At 59.2% G+C, this 24,476-nt stretch carries 20 protein-coding genes and 1 tRNA gene; 13 read left to right on the top strand and 8 right to left on the bottom strand.

Annotated elements, in window-relative coordinates; translation table 11 throughout:
• Window positions 1-18: 18 nt before the first annotated feature.
• The 3 genes from QZ471_RS16880 to QZ471_RS16870 all read left to right on the top strand — a co-directional run bounded on the left by QZ471_RS16880 (window position 19) and on the right by QZ471_RS16870 (window position 2,101).
• Window positions 19-453, top strand: coding sequence for a MarR family transcriptional regulator (locus tag QZ471_RS16880; RefSeq protein WP_295465878.1), 435 nt, complete (start codon window positions 19-21; stop codon window positions 451-453).
• A 143-nt stretch (window positions 454-596) separates the two neighbouring features.
• Complete coding sequence (locus tag QZ471_RS16875; RefSeq protein ID WP_295465877.1) at window positions 597-1,013, top strand: organic hydroperoxide resistance protein; 417 nt, start codon at window positions 597-599, stop codon at window positions 1,011-1,013.
• Between the two features lie 62 nt (window positions 1,014-1,075).
• On the top strand, window positions 1,076-2,101 hold the full coding sequence (locus QZ471_RS16870) for an alpha/beta hydrolase (protein ID WP_295465875.1): 1,026 nt from the start codon (window positions 1,076-1,078) through the stop codon (window positions 2,099-2,101).
• A gap of 51 nt (window positions 2,102-2,152) precedes the next feature.
• Here QZ471_RS16870 and QZ471_RS16865 read toward each other — a convergent pair whose 3' ends face one another.
• A complete protein-coding gene (locus tag QZ471_RS16865; protein WP_295465873.1) occupies window positions 2,153-3,061 on the bottom strand; it encodes a LysR family transcriptional regulator in 909 nt (302 codons plus the stop codon).
• A 105-nt stretch (window positions 3,062-3,166) separates the two neighbouring features.
• On the opposite strand from QZ471_RS16865, the gene QZ471_RS16860 reads away from it, so the two are divergent.
• Both QZ471_RS16860 and nfsB read left to right on the top strand, forming a co-directional pair.
• The gene (locus QZ471_RS16860) at window positions 3,167-4,174 is read left to right on the top strand and encodes a zinc-binding alcohol dehydrogenase family protein (RefSeq protein ID WP_295465871.1); all 1,008 of its coding nucleotides are present in this window, start codon (window positions 3,167-3,169) and stop codon (window positions 4,172-4,174) included.
• Window positions 4,175-4,247: 73 nt separating this feature from the next.
• Window positions 4,248-4,895: an oxygen-insensitive NAD(P)H nitroreductase gene (gene nfsB, locus QZ471_RS16855; RefSeq protein WP_295465869.1), complete on the top strand. Its 648-nt coding sequence runs from the start codon at window positions 4,248-4,250 to the stop codon at window positions 4,893-4,895.
• Window positions 4,896-5,158: 263 nt separating this feature from the next.
• Here nfsB and QZ471_RS16850 read toward each other — a convergent pair whose 3' ends face one another.
• Complete coding sequence (locus tag QZ471_RS16850; protein WP_295465867.1) at window positions 5,159-6,160, bottom strand: LLM class flavin-dependent oxidoreductase; 1,002 nt, start codon at window positions 6,158-6,160, stop codon at window positions 5,159-5,161.
• Window positions 6,144-6,554: a helix-turn-helix domain-containing protein gene (locus tag QZ471_RS16845; protein ID WP_295465865.1), complete on the bottom strand. Its 411-nt coding sequence runs from the start codon at window positions 6,552-6,554 to the stop codon at window positions 6,144-6,146. The genes QZ471_RS16850 and QZ471_RS16845 overlap by 17 nt, the downstream gene beginning before the upstream one ends.
• Window positions 6,555-6,747: 193 nt before the next feature.
• Here QZ471_RS16845 and betI point away from each other — a divergent pair, with 193 nt between their 5' ends.
• From betI to betA, 3 genes are all read left to right on the top strand, one after another.
• Window positions 6,748-7,335 (top strand): transcriptional regulator BetI, encoded by a 588-nt coding sequence (betI, locus tag QZ471_RS16840; protein ID WP_295465863.1) that lies wholly within the window; start codon window positions 6,748-6,750, stop codon window positions 7,333-7,335.
• Window positions 7,336-7,594: 259 nt separating this feature from the next.
• Complete coding sequence (betB, locus tag QZ471_RS16835) at window positions 7,595-9,067, top strand: betaine-aldehyde dehydrogenase (RefSeq protein ID WP_295465861.1); 1,473 nt, start codon at window positions 7,595-7,597, stop codon at window positions 9,065-9,067.
• Between the two features lie 92 nt (window positions 9,068-9,159).
• Complete coding sequence (gene betA, locus QZ471_RS16830) at window positions 9,160-10,902, top strand: choline dehydrogenase (protein WP_295465859.1); 1,743 nt, start codon at window positions 9,160-9,162, stop codon at window positions 10,900-10,902.
• 168 nt (window positions 10,903-11,070) lie between these two features.
• Here betA and QZ471_RS16825 read toward each other — a convergent pair whose 3' ends face one another.
• On the bottom strand, window positions 11,071-11,415 hold the full coding sequence (locus QZ471_RS16825; protein ID WP_295465857.1) for a hypothetical protein: 345 nt from the start codon (window positions 11,413-11,415) through the stop codon (window positions 11,071-11,073).
• 115 nt (window positions 11,416-11,530) lie between these two features.
• Between QZ471_RS16825 and QZ471_RS16820 the strand changes: the two genes are divergently transcribed.
• Window positions 11,531-11,606: transfer RNA gene (locus QZ471_RS16820), tRNA-Thr, on the top strand.
• A 1,378-nt stretch (window positions 11,607-12,984) separates the two neighbouring features.
• Window positions 12,985-14,973, top strand: a complete 1,989-nt coding sequence (locus tag QZ471_RS16815; protein ID WP_295465855.1) for a DUF4214 domain-containing protein — start codon at window positions 12,985-12,987, stop codon at window positions 14,971-14,973.
• A gap of 41 nt (window positions 14,974-15,014) precedes the next feature.
• Here QZ471_RS16815 and QZ471_RS16810 read toward each other — a convergent pair whose 3' ends face one another.
• From QZ471_RS16810 to QZ471_RS16795, 4 genes are all read right to left on the bottom strand, one after another.
• The gene (locus tag QZ471_RS16810; protein ID WP_295465843.1) at window positions 15,015-16,388 is read right to left on the bottom strand and encodes a TolC family outer membrane protein; all 1,374 of its coding nucleotides are present in this window, start codon (window positions 16,386-16,388) and stop codon (window positions 15,015-15,017) included.
• A gap of 6 nt (window positions 16,389-16,394) precedes the next feature.
• Complete coding sequence (locus QZ471_RS16805) at window positions 16,395-17,723, bottom strand: HlyD family type I secretion periplasmic adaptor subunit (protein WP_295465842.1); 1,329 nt, start codon at window positions 17,721-17,723, stop codon at window positions 16,395-16,397.
• Window positions 17,720-19,480 carry a type I secretion system permease/ATPase gene (locus QZ471_RS16800; RefSeq protein WP_295465840.1) on the bottom strand — a complete coding sequence of 587 codons (1,761 nt, stop codon included), beginning with the start codon at window positions 19,478-19,480 and terminating at the stop codon, window positions 17,720-17,722. The genes QZ471_RS16805 and QZ471_RS16800 overlap by 4 nt, the downstream gene beginning before the upstream one ends.
• A 246-nt stretch (window positions 19,481-19,726) precedes the next feature.
• Window positions 19,727-20,833 (bottom strand): glycosyltransferase family 4 protein, encoded by a 1,107-nt coding sequence (locus tag QZ471_RS16795; protein WP_295465970.1) that lies wholly within the window; start codon window positions 20,831-20,833, stop codon window positions 19,727-19,729.
• Window positions 20,834-21,605: 772 nt separating this feature from the next.
• Here QZ471_RS16795 and QZ471_RS16790 point away from each other — a divergent pair.
• From QZ471_RS16790 to QZ471_RS16780, 3 genes are all read left to right on the top strand, one after another.
• On the top strand, window positions 21,606-22,775 hold the full coding sequence (locus tag QZ471_RS16790) for a nucleotide sugar dehydrogenase (RefSeq protein ID WP_295465838.1): 1,170 nt from the start codon (window positions 21,606-21,608) through the stop codon (window positions 22,773-22,775).
• A gap of 102 nt (window positions 22,776-22,877) precedes the next feature.
• Complete coding sequence (locus QZ471_RS16785; RefSeq protein ID WP_115946296.1) at window positions 22,878-23,696, top strand: ABC transporter permease; 819 nt, start codon at window positions 22,878-22,880, stop codon at window positions 23,694-23,696.
• Window positions 23,697-23,700: 4 nt separating this feature from the next.
• Complete coding sequence (locus QZ471_RS16780; RefSeq protein ID WP_295465834.1) at window positions 23,701-24,456, top strand: ABC transporter ATP-binding protein; 756 nt, start codon at window positions 23,701-23,703, stop codon at window positions 24,454-24,456.
• Window positions 24,457-24,476 lie beyond the last annotated feature (20 nt).

Here is a 24,476-nt window from a genome sequence, read left to right as displayed (position 1 = left end):
TGCCAGGGCGAGGCCACCATGAGTACCAAAGATCCCCTCCTACTCGATCAGCAGCTGTGCTTCGCCCTCTACTCCACCTCGCTGGCGATGACCAAGGTGTACAAGCCGCTGCTCGAAGAAGTGGGCCTGACCTATCCGCAGTACCTGATGATGTTGGTGCTGTGGGAAAACGACCGCTTGCCGCTCAAGGAACTGGCTCGCCGACTGCACCAGGACTCCGGCGCCCTCACCCCGGTGCTCAAGCGCCTGGAAGCCGAGGGCTACGTGACCCGCCAACGCAACGTCGACGACGAGCGCAACCTGTCCATCGAACTCACCCCGGCGGGCCGCGCCCTGCGCGAACGGGCCCGCGACATCAACGGCACCATCGGCAGCTACTGCGCCCTGGGCGACCAGGAGATGACCGAGCTGCGGGAACATCTCACCGCCCTGCGCGCCAAGCTGGAGCGTTGAGAGCGTGAACGACCGTTGGTCACCTCCTTCGGAATATATTTGTGCGATAACGAATATCGCGATAACTTAAATCCGTACCCGGGCCTTCTCTCTCGGCGAGTCCCGACCAGACAGTTATCGCGATACTTAACCAGGAGCACGCCATGAACATCCTCTATACCGCTTCCGCAACCAGCACCGGTGGCCGTGACGGCCGTTCCATCGCCAGCGACAAGGCCCTGGATGTCCAGCTGTCCACGCCCAAGGAACTGGGGGGCGCCGGTGGTGCGGGGACCAACCCCGAGCAACTCTTCGCCGCCGGCTACTCGGCCTGCTTCATCGGCGCCCTGAAGTTCGTTGGTGCCAAGGAAAAGATCGCCGTGCCGGCGGATGTCAGCGTGACCGCCCAGGTCGGCATCGGCCCGATCCCCACCGGCTTCGCCCTGGACGTCGAGCTGACCATCAGCCTGCCGGGTGTCGACCGCGCCGTGGCCGAAGACCTGATCGAGAAAGCCCACCAGGTCTGCCCCTACTCCAACGCCACCCGCGGCAACGTGGACGTGCGTCTGACCCTGGCCTAAGCGCCCCTACCGAGCGCCTCCATGCGAGGCGCCCGCTCTTCAGCTTCGAGGAGTCATCCGTCATGCGCACCTTCGCTCGTCTGCTCGGTCTTTCCACCCTCACCCTGGCCATGGGCAGCGCCTTCGCCGCGCCCCAGCCCGATCCGCACCTGGAGCGCACTACCCAGGCCTTCGTCGACGGCCTGAACGCCAGCGGTGGCAAACCCCTGGAAACCCTGGCGCCGAAAGACGCTCGCGCCGTCCTGACCGGCGCCCAGGCCAGCGTCAAGGTCGACCTGTCCGGGGTCAAGACCAGCCAGAAGACCATCCAGGTGGATGGCAAGCCGCTGGACCTGACCATCGTCCGCCCGGCGAACGCCAAGGGCACGACTCCGGCCTTCATGTTCTTCCACGGCGGCGGCTGGGTGCTGGGCGACTTCCCCACCCACCAGCGCCTGGTGCGGGACCTGGTGGTGGCCTCCGGCGCCACGGCGGTGTTCGTCAACTACACCCCGAGTCCGGAAGCCCACTTCCCGGTGGCCATCAACCAGGCCTATGCCGCGACCCAATGGGTCGCCGAGCATGGCAAGGAGATCGAGGTCGACGGCAGTCGCCTGGCGGTGGCCGGCAACAGCGTCGGCGGCAACATGGCCGCGGTGGTCAGCCTGATGGCCAAGGACAAGGGCACGCCCAAGCTGAGCTACCAGGTGCTGTTCTGGCCGGTGACCGATGCCAGCTTCGACAATGGCTCCTACCAGACCTATGCCGAAGGCCGCTTCCTCACCCGCAACATGATGAAGTGGTTCTGGGACAACTACACCACCAGCGAAGCCGACCGCGCCAACGTCTACGCCTCGCCGCTGCGCGCCAGCGAAGCGCAGCTCAAGGGCCTGCCGCCGGCGCTGGTGCAAACCGCCGAGAACGACGTGCTGCGTGACGAAGGCGAGGCTTATGCGCGCAAGCTCAACGCCGCGGGCGTCGACGTGGTCCAGGTACGCTACAACGGCATGATCCATGACTACGGGCTGCTCAACGCCCTGGCCAAGGTACCCGAGGTCCAGGCCGCCCTGACCCAGGCCGGCCAGTTGCTCAAGCAGCACCTACAGTAGGGTTCGACGCCAGTCCCAGGGGGGCGCCAGCGATGGCGCCCCTTTTGCGTTTCAGCCCGGCTCGCCGCAGGCGGCGAAACGCACGGCCAGCCAGTCGTGCAGTTGCCGCACCGCCGGCGAGAATTGCCGGCGATGGGGACAGAAGAGTTGCAGCGGCAGGGGCTCGCCGGACAGCTCCGGCAGCAGTCGCACCAGCCGCCCGGCCTGGAAGTCCTCGCGCAGTTCCAGCCAGGACTTGTAGAGGATGCCTTCGCCGGCCAGCGCCCAGCGATGCACTACCTCCGCATCGTCGCTCTGCAGCGGTCCGCTCACCCCCACCTGGCGCAGGCCGCCCTCGGGCAGCACGAAGCTCCACTTGTCATGGATCCGGCCGTGCAGTTGATAGAGCAGGCAGGCATGCCCGGCCAACTCGTCCAGGCTGCGCGGTGTGCCGTGGCGCGCCAGATAGGCCGGCGCCGCGGCCAGCAAGCGGCGATTGTCCGGTACCAGCGGCAGGGCCACCAGGCTGTCGTCCTGGCTGCGCCCGTAACGGATGGCGATGTCTACCGGCTCGCGATAGACGTCCGCCTGCTGGTCCGACACATACAGCCGCAACGTCAGCCCCGGATGTCGCTGGCGAAATTCGGTCAGCCAGGGCAACAGCAGATTGCGCCCCAGATCGGACGGCGCGGCCACCTGCAGCACGCCACGCAACTCGGGACTCTCGCTCTGCAGCCGCTCGCGTCCCTCGCGCAGGGTTTCCAACACCTCCCGGGCATAGGGCAGATAGGCCTCACCCTCGGCGGTGAGTCGCAGGCTGCGGGTCGAGCGGGCGAACAGGCGGATGCCCAGTTCGCGCTCCAAGCGGCCAATGGCCGCGCTCACCTGACCCGGCAACAGGTCTGCCTCGCGGGCCGCACGAGAAAAGCTGCCCAGCGCTGCGGAGCGCACGAAGAGGCCAAGATCGTCGAAGCGGATCATTTTCACTCCAGCAGTGAAGGTGCTATCCAATTCTGCCGCTTTTTCCCGCCGAGGATGAAGAAGACCATGGCCTTCATCTCTTCTCAGCGCTCAAGGAGCTCCACCATGAAAGCCATCGTCCACGGTGACATCACCCTGCCCGCCAGCGATCCCCGTGCCCTGCAGGACGTCGAGCTGCCCGCGCCCACCCCCGGTGCCCATGACCTGCTGGTGGAAGTCCGCGCCGTCGCGGTCAACCCGGTCGACACCAAGGTGCGCCAGGGCCTGGTGGAGCGCGAATCCAAGGTGCTGGGCTGGGACGTTTCCGGCGTGGTCCGCGAAGTGGGCAGCGCCGTCAGCCGCTTCGCCGTGGGTGACGAGGTCTACTATGCCGGCGAGCTGTTCCGCCCTGGCTGCAACAGCGAGCTGCACCTGGTGGACGAGCACCTGGCCGGGCACAAGCCCAAGAGCCTCGACCATGCCCAGGCCGCCGCCCTGCCGCTGACCGCCGTCACCGCCTGGGAGCTGCTGTTCGATCGCCTCGGCGTCGCCGAAGGCGGAGGCGCCGGTCAGCAACTGCTGGTGATGGGTGCTGCGGGGGGCGTCGGCTCCGTGCTGGTCCAGCTGGCCCGCCAGCTCACCGAGCTGACCGTGATCGGCACCGCTTCCCGCGCCGAAACCCAGGACTGGGTACGCGAACTCGGTGCCCACCACGTCATCGACCACCACCAGCCGCTGCGCCCGCAACTGGAAGCCCTCGGCCTGGACGGCGTGACGCTGGTCGCCAGCCTCACCCACACCGACCAGCACTACGCTCAACTCGTCGAGGCGCTGCGGCCCCAGGGTCGCCTGGCGGTGATCGACGATCCCGAACAACTCGATGCCGTGCCGATGAAGCTCAAGTCCCTGTCGCTGCATTGGGAGCTGATGTTCACCCGCTCACTGTTCCAGACCCCGGACAAGGTGCGCCAGCACGAGATCCTCGAACGGGTCGCCCAGCTGGTCGACCAGGGCACCCTCAAGACCACCCTGGGCGAACACCTCGGTCGCATCGACGCCGCCAACCTCCGGCGCGCCCACGCCCTGCTGGAAAGCCATCAGGCACGCGGCAAGCTGGTGCTGGAAGGCTTCTGAGTACTCTGCCAGGCTTCACCTTATCGCCGCGCCCCTTGGGGCGCGACGCCCACCCCCGATCAGGAATCGACCCATGCAGCTGTCCCAGATCGCCCGTACCCGCTACACCACCAAGGCCTTCGACGGCTCCCGCAGCATTCCCGCCGAGCAGGTCGAGGAATTGCTGGAGCTCTTGCGTCAAGCGCCGTCCTCGGTCAACTCCCAACCCTGGCACTTCGTGGTCGCGGCCGGCGCCGAGGCCAAGGCCCGTGTCGCCCGTGGCATGCAGAGCCCCTACAACGAACCCAAGGTCTTGCCGGCCTCCCACGTCGTCGTGCTCTGCACCCGCCTGGAAATGACCGAGGACCATCTGGCCCAGGTACTGGAACAGGAAGCCCAGGACGGCCGCTTCGCCAAGCCCGAGGCGCGCGCCGCCCAGGACGGCACCCGTCGTCACTTCGTCGACCTGCATCGCCATGAGCGCAAGGACGTCCAGCACTGGATGGAGAAGCAGACCTACCTGGCTCTGGGCACCCTGCTGCTGGGCGCCGCCGCGCTGGGCATCGACGCCACCCCCATGGAAGGCTTCGACGCCAACAGCCTGGATAAGGAACTGGGTCTGCGCGAACAGGGCTACACCGCCCTGGTGGTGGTCGGCCTCGGCTATCGCGGCGAAAGCGACTTCAACGCCGCCCTGCCCAAGTCCCGCCTGAGCCGCGAGCAGGTGTTCACCTTTCTCTGAGCCTTATCCACCTTCCGCCCAACCGCTCGCCTGTGGAAAACGCTGCCGCGGTTTTCCATACGACACGGCTACGGACCTCGGCTTCTTGTAAAGCCATCGCGGCCATGGGCCGCTCCTACAGGTTCAGGCATTACTGTAGGAGCGGCCCATGGCCGCGATCAGTGCAACGAAGGATTTCTATGGGGCCTAGAGGCGGATCGCCATGGCCGCAATGAGCCGAAGGTTAGGTTGAGCGCAGCGAAGCCCAACACTCCCCAACCCCATCAACCGCCCTTCAGATCCGCCAGAATCGAAAACGCCCGCAGACGATCAGCCTGCTCATAGACGTCGCAGGTGAAGATCAGCTCGTCGGCATCGGTCTTCTCCAGCAACAGTTCCAGGCGCTCGCGCACCCGGTCCGGTCCGCCGATCACCGCCATGCCGAGGAAGCTCGACACCGACTCCTTCTCGTGGGGCAACCAGACGCCCTCCATGCTGCGTACCGGCGGCTGCAGGCGCAGGCTGTCGCCGCGGAACAGCGCCAGGATGCGCTGGTAGAGGGTGGTCGCCAGGTAATTGGCCTCGTCGTCGCTGTCGGCCGCCACTAGAGGCACGCCGAGCATCACATAGGGGCGGTCGAGCGTCTTGGACGGCTGGAAGTTCTCCCGATACAGGCGGATCGCCTCATGCACGTAGCGCGGCGCGAAGTGCGAAGCGAAGGCATAGGGCAGCCCCTTGGCCGCCGCCAGCTGGGCACTGAACAGACTCGAACCCAGCAACCAGATCGGCACCTCGGTGCCCACGCCGGGCATGGCGATCACGCCCTGGCCGGGCTGCTGCGGGCCGAAATAATGCTGCAGCTCTTCGACATCGCGCGGGAAGTCGTCGGAACTGCCCAGGCGATCGCGGCGCAGGGCATAGGCGGTGCGCTGGTCCGAACCCGGTGCGCGGCCGAGGCCCAGCTCGATGCGCCCCGGATACAGCGACGCCAGGGTGCCGAACTGCTCGGCTACCACCAGGGGCGCGTGGTTGGGCAGCATGATGCCGCCCGAGCCCAGGCGCAGGGTACTGGTGCCGGCGGCCAGATAACCCAGCAGCACGCTGGTCGCGGAGCTGGCGATACCGTCCATGTTGTGGTGCTCCGCCACCCAGTAACGGGAGAAATCGAGCTGTTCGACGTGCCGTGCCAAGGTCAGGGCATTGTGCAGCGCCTGGGTCGCATCGCCATCGTCGCGAATGGGGACAAGGTCGAGGACCGACAGGGCGGTCTTAGAGAGACGAGTCATCAGGGATCTCCTCGGCGGCCTGATCGTAGGCCGCCCTGTGGCGCTGAATGAGAGGCTGCTTCGCGGACGCCCAGGCGGCCAGGGCACCTACCGGCACCATCAGGCTCTGGCCCAGCTCGGTAAGGGCGTACTCCACCTGGGGCGGCTTGCTCGGCGTCACCGTGCGCGAGATCAGGCCATCACGCTCCAGCTGGCGCAGGGTCACGCTGAGCATGCGCTGGGATATACCGTCGACGCGCCGGCGCAATTCGTTGAAGCGCAGCGGACCGGTCTCCAGGGTGAACAACGTCAGCAAGGACCAGGCATCGCCGATCCGATCCAGCACATCCCGGATCGGACAGGCGTGGGCATGCAAACGACGGCGACTGGAGATACGACTGACCACGGCGTCCATGGCGATCCTCGAAGCAGAACTGACTCCAGCCTACGCCCTCCGGGCAGTTATTAAAAGTAACCACCCGTCAGGACTGGTGCTGCTGCCTTAGCCAAGGCACAATCCAGGAGGCCGTGGCATTTTTTATTGATTGAACGTTCAATAAAAAATAGTTACCCTCGGAGGCTCCTTCCGCTCTATTAGGAGACGCTCCGTGCCCAAGGTCGGGATGCAACCCATCCGCCGCTCGCAGCTCATCGCCGCGACCCTCGAAGCCGTCGACGAAGTCGGCATGGGCGACGCCAGTATCGCCTTCATCGCCCGCAAGGCCGGCGTCTCCAACGGCATCATCAGCCACTATTTCCAAGACAAGAACGGTCTGCTCGAAGCCACCATGCGGCATCTGATGAATGCCCTGCGTCAGGCCGTGCGCGAACGCCGCGCCGCTCTCCCTGATGACGATCCCGCTGCCAACCTGCGCGCCATCATCCAGGGCAACTTCGACGATACCCAGGTCAGTGGGCCGGCCATGAAGACCTGGCTGGCCTTCTGGGCCACCAGCATGCACCAGCCCAACCTGCGTCGCCTGCAACGCATTAACGACCTGCGCCTCTACTCCAACCTCTGCTGGCAATTCCGTCGCCTGCTGCCTCGCGACCAGGCCCGCGCCGCCGCCCGCGGCCTGGCTGCCATCATCGATGGCCTCTGGCTGCGTGGCGCTCTCTCCGGCGACACCTTCAATACCCAGCAAGCGCTGCAGATCGCCTACGACTACCTGGACCTGCAACTGGCCAAGGCCTGAGCCCCGCCAAGTCTGCCACCCTGGCCGGTCCGTTGCGGCCAGGGTGCCCCTCCCGCCTTTCGGCTTCATCCCCACTTCGACAGAACCGCTCTAGGCCGCTCATCGCCCGACTCGGCATCGTCTGCGAATTTTTCATTGATTGAACGTTCAATAAAAATTAAGTAGACTGGCTTCATCGCTGGAGCAGAAAGCCTTCGTCTTTCGCTCCCCCTGTGTTCCTCGCGGGTGCCACGGCGCCCGCCCAGCTTGGGAGATCGTCATGGCCCGTTTCGCCGAACAGCAGCTCTACATCGGTGGTCGCTACGTTGCCGCCACCAGCGGCGTCACCTTCGAAACCATCAACCCGGCTACCGGTGAAGTGTTGGCCAACGTCCAGCGCGCCAGCCGTGCCGACGTCGACAAGGCCGTCGAAGCCGCCGCCGCCGGCCAGAAGGTCTGGGCCGCGATGACCGCCATGCAGCGCTCGCGCATCCTGCGCAAGGCGGTGGACATCCTCCGCGAGCGCAACGACGAGCTGGCCCTGCTGGAAACCCTCGACACCGGCAAGGCCCTGTCCGAGACCCAGGCGGTCGACATCGTCACCGGTGCCGACGTGCTCGAGTACTACGCCGGCCTGATCCCCGCCCTGGAAGGCGAGCAGATTCCCCTGCGCGAGACCTCCTTCATCTATACCCGTCGCGAGCCGCTGGGCGTGGTCGCCGGCATCGGCGCCTGGAATTACCCGATCCAGATCGCTCTGTGGAAATCCGCTCCGGCCCTGGCCGCCGGCAACGCCATGATCTTCAAACCCAGCGAAGTCACCCCGCTAAGCGCCCTGAAGCTGGCCGAGATTTACACCGAGGCCGGCCTGCCCGATGGCGTGTTCAACGTCATCAATGGCCAGGGCCGCGAGATCGGCGCCGCCATCACCGAGCATCCCGGCATCGAGAAGGTCTCCTTCACCGGCGGCGTGGACACCGGCAAGAAGGTCATGGCCAGCGCCGCCGGCTCGACGCTCAAGGAGGTCACCATGGAATTGGGTGGCAAGTCGCCGCTGATCGTCTGCGCCGACGCCGACCTGGAGCGCGCCGCCGACATCGCCGTCATGGCCAACTTCTTCAGCTCCGGCCAGGTCTGCACCAACGGTACCCGCGTCTTCGTGCCCCAGGCGCTCAAGGCCGAGTTCGAAGCCAAGATCCTCGAACGCGTCAAGCGCATCCGCCTGGGCGACCCCTTGGCGGCCGAGACCAACTTCGGCCCCATGGTTAGCTTCGCCCACATGGAGAGCGTGCTCGGCTACATCGCCAAGGGTCGCGCCGAGGGTGCCCGCCTGCTGACCGGCGGCGAGCGGGCTACCGACGGCGCCCTGGCCAAGGGTGCCTTCATCACCCCCACCGTCTTCACCGACTGCCGCGACGACATGACCATCGTCCGCGAAGAGATCTTCGGCCCGGTCATGAGCATCCTGGCCTATAGCGACGAGGACGAAGTCATCCGTCGCGCCAACGCCACCGAGTTCGGTCTGGCCGCTGGCGTCGTGACCCGCGACCTGGCCCGCGCCCATCGCCTGATCCATCGCCTGGAAGCCGGCATCTGCTGGATCAACACCTGGGGCGAATCCCCCGCCGAGATGCCCGTCGGTGGCTACAAGCAGTCCGGCGTCGGTCGCGAAAACGGTATCTCCACCCTCGGCCACTACACCCGCATCAAGTCGGTGCAGGTCGAGCTGGGCGACTACGCCTCGATTTTCTAAGCCGCCCCAGGCAGCGCTTTTCTCCCCTCTCCGCCAGGAGAGGGTCCGGGGATGGGGCCACCGTCCCACCCACCGTCAGGAGGAGAAACTTCATGGCACACGAATTCGACTACATCGTCATCGGCGCCGGCTCGGCCGGCAACGTCCTGGCCACCCGGCTGACCGAAGACCAGGACGTCACCGTCCTGCTGCTGGAAGCCGGCGGCCCCGACTATCGCCTGGACTTTCGCACCCAGATGCCGGCCGCCCTGGCCTATCCGCTGCAGGGCAAGAGATACAACTGGGCCTACCAGACCGAGCCCGAGCCGCACATGGACAACCGCCGGATGGAATGCGGCCGCGGCAAGGGCCTGGGTGGCTCTTCGTTGATCAACGGCATGTGCTACATCCGCGGCAACGCCCTGGACTACGACAACTGGGCGCAGCTCGACGGCCTGGAAGACTGGACCTATCTCGACTGCCTGCCCTATTTCCGCAAGGCTGAGCGCCGTGACGCCGGCGCCAACGACTGGCACGGTGGCGACGGCCCGGTCTCGGTGACCACCGCCAAGCCGAACACCAATCCGCTGTTCGAAGCCATGGTCGAGGCGGGTGTCCAGGCCGGCTATCCGCGCACCGAAGACCTCAACGGCTACCAGCAGGAAGGCTTCGGCCCGATGGACCGCTTCGTCACCCCCGACGGTCGTCGCTCCAGCACCGCGCGTGGCTACCTGGACCAGGCCAAGGGTCGCCCGAACCTGACCATCGTCACCCACGCCACCACCGATCGCATCCTCTTCGACGGCAAGCGCGCCAGCGGTGTCGCCTACATGAAGGGCGATTCCCTGGACGCCATCACCGCGCGCGCTCGCCGTGAAGTCCTGCTCTGCGCCGGCGCCATCGCCTCGCCGCAGATCCTGCAGCGCTCCGGCGTCGGCCCCGCGCCGCTGCTGCGGCGCTTCGACATCCCGGTGATCCACGACCTGCCCGGCGTCGGCCAGAATCTGCAGGACCACCTGGAGATGTACCTGCAGTACGAGTGCAAGCAGCCAGTCTCCCTGTACCCGGCGCTGAAGTGGTACAACCAGCCGCAGATTGGTCTGGAGTGGATGCTCAAGGGTACCGGCCTGGGCGCCACCAACCACTTCGAGGCGGGCGGCTTCATCCGTTCCAGCGAGGAATTCGACTGGCCCAACATCCAGTACCACTTCCTGCCGATCGCCATCAATTACAACGGCACCAACGCCATCGAGGCCCATGGCTTCCAGGCCCACGTCGGCTCCATGCGTTCGCCCAGCCGCGGCCGCATCGAACTGACCTCGCGCGATCCGCGCCAGCATCCCAGCATCCTGTTCAACTACATGAGCACCGAGCAGGACTGGCGCGAATTCCGCGACGGCATCCGCCTGACCCGCGAGATCATGCAGCAGCCGGCGCTGGATCCCTACCGTGGCGAAGAGATCAACCCGGGCCGCGATTGCGTGACCGACGCCCAGCTGGACGCCTTCGTGCGCTCCCACGCCGAGACCGCCTACCACCCCTCCTGCTCCAACAAGATGGGTACCGATGACATGGCGGTGGTCGACGGCGCCGGTCGTGTCCACGGCCTGGAAGGCCTGCGCGTGGTGGATGCCTCCATCATGCCGATCATCGCCACGGGCAACCTCAACGCCCCGACCATCATGATCGCCGAGAAGATCGCCGACAAAATCCGCGGCCGCGCCCCACTGCCGCGCAGCAACGCCGCCTACTACGTCGCCAACGGCGCCCCGGTACGGGGTACCCCGCTGCGTGACGTCAACGGCCAGCGCGCTGCCGAGCCGGTCCCGCAGCGCCGCAACCAACCGGCCGCCTGATCCCAGGCAGCCGAACGCAAGAAGGGCGCCCGAGGGCGCCCTTCTTGTATCTGCCTTTCCAGGTGATGACGGCGGTTGCCTCGCCAAGCCTAAGCAACCACGGGCAACCCGCTCTTCCCCCTCTCCCTTGGGGAGAGGGCTGGGGTGAGGGCCGCCCAGCCACTCAACTCACAGGCAATCCTTCACCACCGTCAGAATAGCCCGCGGCCGCAACGGATTGTTCGCCATCTGCTCACGCAACTGGACTCGCGTCCCGCGCGACGCCGAGCCAATATCGATGATCGCCGCGGTCGCCCCAGGTACCTTGCTATCCACCAGCACTCGCTGGCTGTTCCCCTGCGGCTGGACCTCCACGTGGCGCCCATCCTTCTCCAGCCCGGCCACCAGACAGCTCCGGTAATCCTCGGCACTCTTGCCCGTGCGCAGCTCCATCGGCGGATTGCGCTCCAGATTCGCCTGGCTGGTGCAACCCGCCAGTGCAGCGGCCAGTACGGCCAGGGTCTTGGCTCTCATCAGAGGCTCCTTGCAGCTTCAGCTTTCATTTTACCGCGCCGTGCTTACGCCTGGCTTAACCAGCGCACATCCTTGGTTTACAAGGGCTTTTCCATGGCTATAATGGCGTCCCCTTGCCGGTATAGCTCAGCTGGTAGAGCAACTGACTTGTAATCAGTAGGTCCCGGGTTCGACTCCTGGTGCCGGCACCAGCATCCCTAGAAGCCCCGAATCAGTTCGGGGCTTTTTTGTATCCGCCAGATGGCTATTCCCGGCCGTCGCTTGCGTAGCGATAGACCTTTGCAACATAGCTTGTATCTAAGTTCTGTACGAAAAATGCCTGCGCTTGGTGATGCCTCGTTGAAAAAGGCCTGGGGCGCCAGCCCGGCCAAGGTGGCCCCGTCGCAATGCTCATTTACCGTTCGTAGACTTGAGCGCGAGTCCGATCCGCTTCCTCAGCTTTTTTCGCGGGGCCGCCTAGGCCTCGCCTGACCTTCGCTCGGCGATTTTTCGTACAGAATCTAGCTCGGTCACATGATCAGGCACGCGAATAAAACAGCGTCATTTCCGGGCACAGGTGAGCTGCCTGCTGTAGGCAGGCCCAGATCTAGCAGAATGAAGAACAGTCTCTTCAGGCCACGCCTTTCGTACTGAATACCAGTCAGAAATACGTGACTGTTCCTACCTGCCCGCGTGTCAGGCATGTCACACCTGATCAGCCATTGAGACAGATCTTGCCCGGATCCACTATCAGCAGGCCTCAACGACGGTACTGCGCTCTGCATTTGCCGTCACAGCTCAAGGAAAGAACTGCATCCAAATTTATGATGCATTCGCTGGAGCCAAGATATAGAGAGAACAGACGCATTTTTCGCCGCCCTGGCGAATCAGCAAAAAACAATAACGAAAGCGCCATGATAAGACTTGCTTTGAATTCTCTAACTCCCGACCAACCAAGATGGCCACGCTTACTTTGCAGCCGGAGAATAAACTTTCAGTGGCTGTCTGGAATTATCAATTCTATCGATATATCGCCGTCATCAAGCGATATGAATGCTGTCTTTCGAATTTACCAGCGAATGACATAGGTGTTTTGCGATGTTGATAGCCTATCCCTGGTGATAGAAGTTTCTTCAATGCCTCGACAGAGCCGTTTAACGTCCATTTCTATTCGCAGAGGCAGTTGAGGTAGAGACCCGCAAACGAGAGTGGCGGCAATCAGATTACGCCACGATAGCGTGGCGTCTCTTGTGCGGCCTGACTCGACAGGGAGGATGAGCCACGTACCCGTGTCCTAGGCCTTGAGCACCGCGGCGGTTTCGTTCTCCGGAGTCACGAGCCTGTCGCCTCGTCTGCTGAGATCGGCTGAATCTGGACGCGATGGCTATCCGGTGAATCGCGGCCATACACGCGTGATCCCTCAGCGCCGGCCCGGAGAACACCATTGTAGAAGGCTTCGCAGAAGGTCAAGCATGACGACTCAGAGTGCCGAACGGCTCAAATGGAGCGATAGACAACCCACCCAATGAGTACCGCGTCACAAAACGTTATGTATCATTCTCAACACAAAGGGCTATTGGTGCTTTCAGGATGAATGAAGTCACGTTCCGCAACGTCTCCCCCTACAAGCAGGTCTGCTACATCCAGACCTATTTTTCCGATGGCACCGTCTTCCGGGGTTCTGGAACCGTCGTGGGTGCGAACGATGTATTGACGGCGCTCCACGTTGTCTACAGTGCAGACCACGGCGGCTGGGCAACCAAGATCGTAGTGACTCCCGCTGCCGATGTGGACGAGCACACTGGCGCCTTTTCGGCGGAGCTGGGAACCTACGGCGCTCGTCGGGTTATCGGCTACTCAGGCAACTGGGACACCAACGGCGACGGAGTACCTAGCCCGGACGAGTCAGGACACGATCTTGCACTGATAGGCCTGGATGTAAATCTCGGCAACATTACCGGCTCGCTTGGCTACTCTTCCAGTCAGTCTGGATTCAATGGCACGATGCTCGGCTATCCCGCGAGCGGAACCGGTCTTATGCAAGAGACTGGAACCGCGACCTACTACCCCAGCTATCCGATCTTCTACGTAAACGACGGCCTTGGCGCTGGAGCATCGGGCGGCCCGCTACTAGATGCCAATGGGAACATCCGCGGTGTGCTATCCGCTGGCGATCAGAACGATACCTTCTCCTGGTACGCCGCTCTCACGGGCAATAACTATACGTGGCTCAATCAGCAAATCTCCGCCAACGATGATCTGTTGGCCGATAGTCAGTATAAGCCAACCGGCCCTGGCGTCTCGAGCGGCACAAAGCTGTACGACATATTCTACGAATATCAACTAGGCTTTGACTCGTCCAAGACAACCCAGGTTTACGCCTATCAAGGCGCGGACGCCCTGATGATGAGCGGCCGATACAACGACTATTTCATCAGCAAAGACTCTTCTGACGGGTCGCTTCGGGTCTATAATTTTTCAACCGGCAACACGAGCTACTTGCACGACGTCAATGCACTGGTCTTCAATGACAAAACGCTCTATGTAATGACTGAAGATCAGGCGCAGATTGCTCGCCTCTTCACCGTTTTCAACAGAACACCTGATTTCCAGGGCCTTGCCTACTGGGTGAATGCCTATGCGCATGGCACCAGCTTTAAAACAATAGCTGACAGCTTCTCCCAGTCTCAGGAATTTGCCCAACGCTATAATGCCGTCGATAATGCAGGATTTGCTGGCCAACTGTATCAGACTATTCTCGGTCGTACGGGCGACAGCGGTGGCATCGCGTACTGGAAGAGCCTATTAGACAATGGCTTGAGCCGAGGCGATGCGATGATATCCTTCACCAACGCGGATGAAAATCATCGGCGGACCGAAGGAAATTCTGGGTTCATTAAGATTGTTGATCACACCGCCTGGACCGACGCGGATATGGTTTACCAAAAGGGCGCCGCCTTTGGTACCAGCTATTCCGACACTATCTTTGAAAGCCAGCTGGTTTTGGACTCCAGTAAATCCAGCACAGTACTGGGCGGAGCAGGTATAGATACCATCTATCTTTCCGGGAGTTCGCAGAGTTACAACCGCTATACCGACCAAGCGAACATCGTTCACTTGGATGCCACGAATGGCAGTAAGAGTATTGCCTTGCACGACATGAATGTCTTGAGCTTTCAAGATCGAAACGTTTTTATCCTGGACAATGCTCAGGCAGAGGTTGCACGGCTTTATACCGTTTTTGATCGCATGCCCGAAACGGGCGGTCTGCAATACTGGATTGACAAACTGGCTGCGGGCACGACCTTTCAAACCATCGCCAATACGTTCTCGCAGTCCACTGAGTTTGCTCAGCGGTACAATGCGGTGGACAACACGGGTTTTGCCCAGCAGCTTTACAGCACCATTCTGCACCGCAATGGCGATCAAGGCGGTATTGACTACTGGAAGGGTCAGCTGGATCAAGGCATGAGCCGAGGAACGGCGATGATCCAATTCACCAACTCTGCGGAAAACCATCAGCTTACGGAAGGCCAGAATGGATTCATCCAACTGGTAGGAAGTACCGATTGGGTCTGACCGAACAAAGCCCGCAAATGCGGGCTTTTTTTGAGCGGTGGTTAACCCTTGCTCTTCGTGCCTGAATCCGGGACCGTTGCTGACGGCTTGGGTACGACCAGCCACTCATTGATCCTTCTGATATCGGACTCTTGAAAGCCACCACTCCAGCGCAACAAAACTAACTGATTGGTCACGAAGTTATATTGCGCCTTAAGATAGTCACGTCTGGCACTGAATTCTTGCTGAACCGCGCTCAATACATCCACTGCCGTGACCACACTCAGGCTAAGGGACCTTTCGCTGACCTCGCGGGCTTTGACAGCCGATTCCAATGCCTTTCTTGATGACGCGATCAGGGAAAGATCACTGGCACTTTGCATGTAGGCAGTCTTGGTTTCCTTGGCTACCTGCCTACGGATCGCTTCATAATCCTGCTCCGCAGCGTCCTTGGCCCCATAGAAGCTTTCGACCCTGGCACTCGTAGAACCGCCGCTGTAGAGAGGTATCTGCAAACTTATGGTGGCCGAGTAGGTATTGATGTCCGAAGAAGCCAAGACATTTTCGTAGGCGAAGTCGCTACGCTGTGCACCCAGGTTGAAACTCAACGTTGGCAAGTGACCGGCCTGGGCCTCTGAGATGCCGTAACCCGCTGCCTCGACTGCCTTCTGTTTGGCTTTCAGCGCTGGATTATTCGCTATGGCCATGTTTACCCACAGCGATTCATCGCCCTGGGGCATCTCGAGTTGGGCGCCTGGATTGAGTCGCTTCAACGGCTGGTAGACCGTCTTTCCAGTGAGCTCCCCTAGCTCCTCCCGAGCAACCTGTGCTGCGTTGCGTGCCTGTATTTCCTGAGAGTTCAGGCTATCGACCTTGGCCGCGATCTGCAGTACATCGGTCACGGTCCCCATTTGTCGCTCCAGCAAAGCCCTAACACGATCCAGGTTCCGCTGAGTTGTAGCTCTTTGCGCAACGACGAGTTCCACTTCATCTTCTGCTGCCAACACATTGAAGTAGCGCTCCACCAGGTCAGCGGCGGACTGGATCCTGGCGTCATCGGACTGCGCCTTGTACTGCTCAGTCAATTGCTCGTAGCGCTTGAATCCGCGCCAAGCAGCAGGGTTGTAAAGGGCCTGACTGAGATTGATGCTATAGCTCTCACCGCTATATCTCAGCCTTTGCGACGCTTCCTCTCGCCGCACCCGGCTTGAAGAGGCCCCACCGCTGAGCTGGGGAAGCAGTTGTCCGAAGGCGGCGCGTTCCTGCCCCTCCAGATTACGTACCTGGGCCTCGGCACCCAGGATTCGAGGATCGGAGGTCGAGCTTTGGCGATAAAGCTGCCACAGGTCGATATAGTCCTGGCTAGCAGCTGAGCTGGGTACCTCTGCATTTGCCCAGCTCGTCGCCAAGATCAAAGCGATAGCGCTCCATCTCATGACTGGCTACTCCTCGAGCATGGAGCGAGCCATCGCATTGCGTGCGGGCTTCATCAGGTATTGCAGCAACGTACGAGATCCTGTGTTGATGAGGACCTCCGCCGGCATGCCCGGGACCAGCACTCGTGAACCGAGATCGCGAAGTCCCTGCTCCGTAAGCTTGACTCGTCCCAGGTAATAAGGCGTACCGTCACGTTCGCTGACCATACGATCAGCAGATACATAGACGAGGGTACCTTCCAGGATAGGAGTCGTGGCGTTACTGAAAGCGCTGAAACGTACTTCCGCCGAGGTACCCAGCGCAACCCTATCGATATCCTTGGGCTCGATGTGTACTTCGACTACCAGCCTCGCGGCTTCAGGTACTATTTCAAGCAGGCTGGTACCTGGCTGAACCACTCCACCAGGCGTATGCAAGGTAAGGCCCATGACCTGGCCATCCACCGGCGCCCTTATTTCAGTGCGACGGTATCTGTCCTGCAGCGCCGCCAGGCGCTCACGTGCTTCATAGATCCGCGCCTGGGCGTCAGCCAATTTGCCCGCCACGTCGGATTTGAATTTCTGGGTTGCCTGTAGCATCTGCAGGCGTGTTTCTCCCACTTGTACCTTGGCGCGCGCGATGGCGGAACGGTGCTCGGCTATCTCCGCCTCGAGTCGTGAAAGGTTGCGCTCCTGATCGCGGAGTCTTTCGCTGCTGATGAAACCCTCTTTGAGAAGACCCGCAAGATCCTTGATTTCACGCTTGTAGGACAGAGCCAATTCTTCCTTATTGCGGATGATGGCTTCCAATCCACTTATCTGTTGCGCCAATTCCGCTGCACGGTTCTGCAGCACATCTATCTCGCCCCGTCGGGCATTGCGACCGGCTATATAGATCTGACGCTCGCTTGCCCGTGCTTCCTGCACTCGCCGGTCCACAGGCATCTGGTCACTGGAAGTAAAGCTGACGTCATCCGCATCATCCCGCTCAGCAATCAGGCGCGCCTCCTGCGCCTGTACTGCAATCAGCTGATTTCTGACAGCCTCCATTTCGGCTCCGGCCTGCGTACTGTCCAGCACGATCAGGACATCCCCTGCTCGAACAACATCGCCATCATGCACCCTTATCTCGCGCACGATGCCACCCTCCAGATGCTGCACCGTCTTGCGATAGCTATCTACTGAGACGACACCCGTTGCCACTGCAGCGCTATTGAGCGGAGCAAGCGCGGCCCAGCCACCGCCGAGGCCGAATACCACGAACAGGATCATCAGACCGAGCCGACGAATAGGCGCATCATCAATTTTCAAGCCGGCATGCTGAGCTTCGCGATAAACGTCTTGCAGATTCTTCATGTCGGCCTGCCCTGCAACTGACCAGTCGCAGCGGGTGCGTGAGGAATGGGGGCACTCGCTGCTGCGGGGCCACCTGCTTGCTGCGCCTTCATTTGCGCAAGAACTTGATCGCGCGGCCCGGAAAGGACGATCTGCCCTTCACTGAGCACGATGAGGTTGTCGACGAAACTCAACACGTTCGCTCGATGAGTAATGACGAACAAGGTGGTCCCCTGCTGCTTCAAGCGAAGCAAGGTCTCGCCTAGAGCACGCTCACCCACGTCGTCGAGATTGGAATTGGGCTCATCCAGTATGACGATGCGTGGATCCCCATAGACCGCCCGGGCAAGGCCGATGCGTTGACGTTGTCCGCCCGACAACGAGCCGCCGCTGGCACTGATGAAGGTGTCATAGCCTTGCGGCAGCCGTAGGATCATGTCGTGGACACCGGCTGTCTGAGCAGCACGAACAACCTTCTCCGCGTCGGCCTGCCCGAATCTCGCGATGTTCTCACTCACCGTTCCTTCGAAAAGCTCGATGTCCTGAGGTAAGTAGCCAAGATAGGGGCCGATAGCGGCGCGATCCAATTGGAGCATGTCAGCACCGTCCAGCCGAACCTTGCCGCCTTGAGCGGGCCAGACGCCCAATAGAGCTCGTGCAAGCGTTGACTTACCTGCCGCGCTTGCCCCTAACACCCCCACCGATGCGCCCGGAGGTGCCCGAAAGCTGATTCCTCTTAAAACGGGCGTACCGCTACCAGGCGGCGTTACAAAGAGCTGCTCTACTAGAAGATCGCCCTTGGGGCTTGGCAATGCCATCCGCTCGGGATCGGCGGGAATTTGCCGAAGTACCTCTTCCAATCGCCTGTACTGGTCGCGGGCGGTTATGAAACCCTTCCAGTTCGCGATCAATTGGTCGATGGGAGCCAGGGCACGCCCGGTAAGGAGCGAGGCCGCGGTCATCACACCGGGGGTGATCTGATTGTTGATGACAAGCCAGGCCCCTAATCCCAAGACGAAGGATTGAAGCAAGAGGCGCCAGGTCCGAGAGAGATTGCTGATAGCTGTACCGAGCTCACTGGCCCTGCTTTGTAGCGCCAGAACCTTGTAGCTGAAAGACTTCCAGCGCCTCGTCAGGTTAGGCAGCATCCCCATGGACGCCACGACCTCTGCGTTTCGCAAACTCTTCTCGGTGATGGTAATCAACGCACTCTGCTCACGATTCGCGCCTGCCAGACGGGCCGCCGTAAGCCTTTCGTTTATGAACGCTAGAAAGAGAGAGATCAAAGCGCCCGCGATGGTGAGCATTCCAAACCATGGATGAAAATAAAACATTATTCCTATGTAAACCGGAATCCACGGAAGATCGAAGAATGCAAGCAGCCCACTGCCAGTAAGAAACTGCCGCAAACCGGTCAAGTCACTGAGAGGCTGAGGGGAAGAAGCTGCGCCTGCCGAATACAGGGAGCGCTTGAAGGTAGCCGCGAAAACGCGCTCACCCAGTATCAGGTCCAAGCGCGTCGATACCCGAATCATGATGCGCGACCTCACCCACTCAAGGCAGCCGTAGGTGACCATCAATATGAACATAATCAGCGTCAGCATGACGAGCGTCATACCGCTTCTACTGCTGATCACTCGATCATATACCTCCAGCATGTAAAATGAAGGAACGAGCAGTAGAAGGTTCGCAAAGAAACTAAAAAACGCGATGATCAGAAAACTATTCTTGCAAAGTCTGAGAGCGGTATTCAGCTCCGACCTTTCATTAGAAGACATAAGATGCCAACCATATTATCAACAAGCAGAATACCAGAGGGTGCGGGAATTCTACGAAAACTTTGGTTTCAGACCACCCTCCCAAGTCGATGATTTTAGAACGTTTCCCCTACCCCTAGAACAAGCAGATGCTACCGATCAGCCCTAGAACTCTGCCACTGACGCCATCAGTACCGAACACGCCTTGGTGATCTCCATAATGCAGTCAGGCAGATAAGGCCTGGTGGAGTTCTCCGCCATAAGAGATTACATGAGAGATCTGTACAAATCGGCGTAGGCCTGCAACATGGTATCGCTATGGAATTTAGCCTCATATCGATCTCGTGCCTGCCTTCCGAGCCGAGCCGCCATATCCGGATTTTCCCATAGATTTTGCATGGCAGCGCGAAGCGCTTGGGGATCAGCAGGAGGCACACTTAAACCAGTGACGCCATCGATATTTATATCGCTCATTCCAGAGCCGATCTCACACGTTATCATCGGCTTACCAAACATCGCAGCTTCAAGCAATGACATTCCAAACGCCTCTGAGCGCAGATGCGATGGGAAAACAAAGCCATAGCTCAATTGAAGTAGAGCGACCTTATCTTCGTCCGACTGTTTCCCAAGGAAATGGACATTTGGCAGCTTCAACTCCAGGGCTTCCCGCTTCAGATCGTCGGCCATAGGACCATCCCCAACGACCACGACCCTCATATCGGTTGACTGTAATGCACGAAGCAGATATGTCAGCCCTTTATAGTAGCGAAGGGCTCCGACAAACAGAAAAAACTTCTGCCCGACGTGGTTCTTCCAATACTGCAATCGCTGACAATCTACCGCCGGATATGACCCCTCGTCGAGACCAAAGGGGATGACTTGTACCTTATTGGAAAAGTGTTTCAACGTGGGACTACTCCTGTAATAGCTCTCAGAAGACGCCACGATACGATCCACATCGCCCAAAAACCTATGCATCAAGGGCGAATATAACTTTAGCAAACTTTTTTGCTTGACGATGTCCGAGTGGTAAGTCAAGACCGTCGGCTTACGAGACTTCTTGAGAAAATGACCAATATCCATAAAAGGCCAGGGAAAATGATAATGAACCAGATCAGCACACTCCGATAGCTCTCGGAAATCCCTAAGGGCGGCGAAAGAAACGGGCGTGGAAGCCACATCAAAGTTCTGAGCCGAGCGATGCGACACATGATTACCTATCGGGACAGCACGACAACTTTCATGCTTGCTGACATAGAGAACCTCAGCATCAACACCATGAGCCGGCCCACCTTCACAAAGCTGAAAGATGACCTGCTCGATACCGCCCATACTATCTGGGAGATAAGTCTTGAAAAAATGCAAAACCTTGATCATTGATTAGCCCTAAATGACGGCCCAGGAAAAGGCAATCGATTACACCCATATTTCCTCAATGGCCATTATTACGCAGCTAATACCGTAAAGTAAAACAGAGCAAATCCTGTAGAAGGCGACTGGTCGGATAACAAGCAGCACGCAACGAAACCGATTATGCCCAGCCGTTGGCAAGCCGAATTTCAGCCCAGCCCAGCCCAGCACGTAAGGCATGAGGGCCAATACCACAGCGCCAAACCAGGCCAGGCCGAATGCCATCATTCGGAAGCAGCCGGCTACGCCAGACATGAGAGTGGAAGCGAGCAATTGGAGCACTGCCAGCGCTGTGAGAGGAAGTGCTGCATGTCGATGCCTGCGGCTAAAGCGCCTGGCTGCCAGGCCAGACATTGAAGACGGTAACGGTTTAGCTCCTTCGGGTTGCGAGACTCTTGCAAGGCCTGCACTCTTCCTCTCAGGTCTCTAGAGGAATTTCCTTTATTTTTTATAGCGTTAGGATTTTTCCTAGAAAACCCTTCGGGACAGTCTTGCTGCTGAAGCCGGCGAGCCGGAGTGAGCTGTGGCCATCACTGCGGCGGCGAGTACTGGGCGTATCCGTGACGGCTGGCCACCTGGACGAAACCGTAGGGGCCTGCGCCGCCCCATGGCCAAGATGGCCAGACGGCTGGCGCTACCGTGTCTGAGGAGGCTTCTAGACAGACCTGCTAAGATTGGTGCCCCGCTCGGCAGCAGGCCTAGCACGCTATGATCTACTTTTTGGAAGGTAATGCGGATGAAGATTGCAGTGTCGGGGTTAGGCTACGTAGGGCTTTCAAACGCCATACTCTTGGCCCAGCACAATAAGGTAATCGCCTTCGACATTGATCCACGAAGAGTGGAGCTGATCAATAGCCGCAAATCTCCATTCGAAGACGCGGTAATAGCGGATTATCTTGCGAGTCATGACCTTGATCTTCGCGCCACTCTAGGTAGTTACGAAGCGTACAACGGCGCTGACTTCGTGATCATAGCCACACCGACCGATTACGACCCTGCGACCAATAATTTCAATACTCAGTCCGTTGAGTCCGTGATTGAAGATGTACTGTCGATCAATCCAGCGACTACCATCGTTATAAAATCAACGGTACCTGTGGGCTACACCAACGCGATAAGAGCACGCTACAAGACACAGAACATAATTTTTTCACCGGAATTCCTGAGAGAAGGCCAAGCGCTGCACGACAATCTGAATCCTTCCAGAATCATTATCGGGGATGTCACGGATAACGCCAAACTATTTTCCAGCTTACTTGCCCAAGGGGCAGAAAAAAAAGAGATTCCTGTTCTCTACACGTCCTGCGATGAAGCGGAAGCGATAAAGCTATTTGCGAACACCTATCTTGCCCTGCGCATCTCATACTTCAACGAACTTGATACCTATGCCAAGACGCATGGCCTCGATACGCGACAAATCATAACGGGTGTGTGCCTGGACCCTCGGATAGGTGCACACTATAACAATCCGTCCTTTGGCTATGGCGGATATTGTCTACCCAAGGATACTCGACAACTACTTGCCAATTATCACGAGATACCCCAGCGACTGATACATGCGGTAGTCGAATCCAATGCGACACGCAAAAGCTTCATAGCCGCGGATGTCATGAAGGCGAATCCCAAAACGGTAGGAATCTATCGTTTGATCATGAAAGTCGATTCCGACAACTTCAGAGAAACAAGCATTACCGACGTCGTGCAGCTTATCGCTGAGCAGGGATGCAACATAGTGATTTATGAACCCGGTATAGAAGGAGACACCTTCATGGGCCATCCCCTTATCCAGTCCCTGGAGCATTTCAAAGCATCCTCCGACGTGATCCTGGCAAATCGATTGGCGAGCGACCTGGATGACGTTTTGCACAGGGTCTATTCGCGAGACATTTTCGGATCGGATCAATAATCATTGATAGTGAGTGCTTTTAGCGCCTTCTACCGACCAAGCTTCGACAGACATAACTCAATCTCGATATAAATCGTCAACACAGAAGACAACACTCATCACATGAACTCGACTAACGAACTACCTGATAGAAGCTGGAGCTCTCATACTGGAGCTAGTGATATAGCGACCGGCCTAGGTGCAACCCATGTATGGCTGGCACTGGGCTGGCATGACATCAGACAGCGATATCGTCGCTCTGTCTTGGGCCCATTCTGGTTCACGATAAGTACCTTGATCATGGTGGGTGTGCTGGGAATATTGTACTCCAGCATCTTGGGTCAAGATATTCACGAATATTTACCCTATCTGGGTACGGGGCTGGTTGTTTGGCAATTCATCAGTACCTGCGCAATCGAAGGAGCTAACACCTTGATAGGCGCCGGCTACATAATCAAACAGATCAGGATGCCGATTAGCGTACACGTGGCAAGGATGACATGGCGCAATTTCATAATCATGATGCATAGCTTGCCGGTAGTGTTTGCATTTTTAATAGCATTCGGGCATCGACCTGGACTTGAAATTCTTCTGATCATACCAGGGCTTTTGATCGTCTTGGCCAATGCCACCTGGATTGGATTGGTGCTTGCTATCGTATGCGCCCGCTACAGGGACATATTGCCGATCATTGGAAACATTATTCAGGTTGCATTTTTCTTCACACCTGTAATGTGGGTCGTGGACCTACTAAAAGAGCGTCGCTGGATCGCAGAACTCAATCCATTCTACCATCTGATACAGGTCATCCGAGCGCCCACAATAGGAAGCACCATCGAATTGAATTCGTGGATATGGGCAGTCTCCATGGCAGTGATTGGCTTTGGTATCGCTCAGTACCTGATGACTCGTACGCGTAACAGAATTCCTTACTGGTTATAGAAAAATGGACGCCAAGATCGTAGCTCAAGACCTGACCATCGAATTTCCCATATATGAAAATTCGCACAGGTCGCTAAAGAAAAAGATGCTCAATTTCAGTACCGGCGGACGAATTGGAAAAGATGCAGGGAAGCATCCTATTGTCTGCGCCCTGGATGGATTGAGTTTTGAATTCAATCATGGGGAAAGAATAGGCCTGGTTGGCCACAACGGATCTGGCAAAACGACGCTACTCAGAGCCTTGTCTGGCGTTTACTCGCCGGTAAAGGGAAATCTTGCGGTCGAGGGACGAGTCGCCTCCCTTCTGGACGTATCGATGGGACTAGATCCCGATGCTACCGGATTCGAGAATATCTATCTTCGAGGAATAATGGATGGACTCCGCCCTGCGATAATAAGATCCAAAATCGACGAGATAGCAGAGTTTACTGACTTGGGAGAGTACTTGAACCTCCCCGTCAGAACCTATTCTAGCGGTATGACGCTTCGCTTGGCCTTTGCCATTTCAACGAGTATCGAGGCTGACATCCTGATCATGGATGAGTGGCTTTCCGTGGGTGATGCCGCTTTCAGTTCAAAAGCAGAGCACCGCTTGGAGAAGTTGATCAGCAATGCCGGCATCCTGGTAATAGCTTCGCACAGCCCCGAGCTCTTGGAGCGTATTTGCACACGGACGATTCATCTCGAGCATGGCCGAATCGTCAGCGACAAGAAAGTCGCAACAGAGACGCCTCTCCAAAGAGACCACATACATTCATAAGCCAAGTCAACAGCCGGAGC

This window comes from uncultured Pseudomonas sp. (assembly GCF_913774235.1).
GTDB lineage: Bacteria > Pseudomonadota > Gammaproteobacteria > Pseudomonadales > Pseudomonadaceae > Chryseomonas.
The sequence above is the reverse complement of the archived record's forward strand: the minus strand, read 5'-3'. Positions and strand labels throughout refer to the sequence as shown.

Excerpts from the sequence above, each read along its gene's own strand:
- QZ471_RS16850 (WP_295465867.1), bottom strand. The coding sequence starts at position 6,160 with ATGACTCGTCTCTCTAAGACCGCCCTGTCGGTCCTCGACCTTGTCCCC.
- betA (WP_295465859.1), top strand. The coding sequence starts at position 9,160 with ATGGCACACGAATTCGACTACATCGTCATCGGCGCCGGCTCGGCCGGC.
- QZ471_RS16860 (WP_295465871.1), top strand. The coding sequence starts at position 3,167 with ATGAAAGCCATCGTCCACGGTGACATCACCCTGCCCGCCAGCGATCCC.
- QZ471_RS16845 (WP_295465865.1), bottom strand. The coding sequence starts at position 6,554 with ATGGACGCCGTGGTCAGTCGTATCTCCAGTCGCCGTCGTTTGCATGCC.
- QZ471_RS16780 (WP_295465834.1), top strand. The coding sequence starts at position 23,701 with ATGGACGCCAAGATCGTAGCTCAAGACCTGACCATCGAATTTCCCATA.
- QZ471_RS16880 (WP_295465878.1), top strand. The coding sequence starts at position 19 with ATGAGTACCAAAGATCCCCTCCTACTCGATCAGCAGCTGTGCTTCGCC.
- QZ471_RS16800 (WP_295465840.1), bottom strand. The coding sequence starts at position 19,480 with ATGTCTTCTAATGAAAGGTCGGAGCTGAATACCGCTCTCAGACTTTGC.
- nfsB (WP_295465869.1), top strand. The coding sequence starts at position 4,248 with ATGCAGCTGTCCCAGATCGCCCGTACCCGCTACACCACCAAGGCCTTC.
- QZ471_RS16815 (WP_295465855.1), top strand. The coding sequence starts at position 12,985 with ATGAATGAAGTCACGTTCCGCAACGTCTCCCCCTACAAGCAGGTCTGC.
- QZ471_RS16870 (WP_295465875.1), top strand. The coding sequence starts at position 1,076 with ATGCGCACCTTCGCTCGTCTGCTCGGTCTTTCCACCCTCACCCTGGCC.
- QZ471_RS16865 (WP_295465873.1), bottom strand. The coding sequence starts at position 3,061 with ATGATCCGCTTCGACGATCTTGGCCTCTTCGTGCGCTCCGCAGCGCTG.
- QZ471_RS16825 (WP_295465857.1), bottom strand. The coding sequence starts at position 11,415 with ATGAGAGCCAAGACCCTGGCCGTACTGGCCGCTGCACTGGCGGGTTGC.
- betB (WP_295465861.1), top strand. The coding sequence starts at position 7,595 with ATGGCCCGTTTCGCCGAACAGCAGCTCTACATCGGTGGTCGCTACGTT.
- QZ471_RS16805 (WP_295465842.1), bottom strand. The coding sequence starts at position 17,723 with ATGAAGAATCTGCAAGACGTTTATCGCGAAGCTCAGCATGCCGGCTTG.
- QZ471_RS16785 (WP_115946296.1), top strand. The coding sequence starts at position 22,878 with ATGAACTCGACTAACGAACTACCTGATAGAAGCTGGAGCTCTCATACT.
- QZ471_RS16810 (WP_295465843.1), bottom strand. The coding sequence starts at position 16,388 with ATGAGATGGAGCGCTATCGCTTTGATCTTGGCGACGAGCTGGGCAAAT.
- QZ471_RS16790 (WP_295465838.1), top strand. The coding sequence starts at position 21,606 with ATGAAGATTGCAGTGTCGGGGTTAGGCTACGTAGGGCTTTCAAACGCC.
- QZ471_RS16875 (WP_295465877.1), top strand. The coding sequence starts at position 597 with ATGAACATCCTCTATACCGCTTCCGCAACCAGCACCGGTGGCCGTGAC.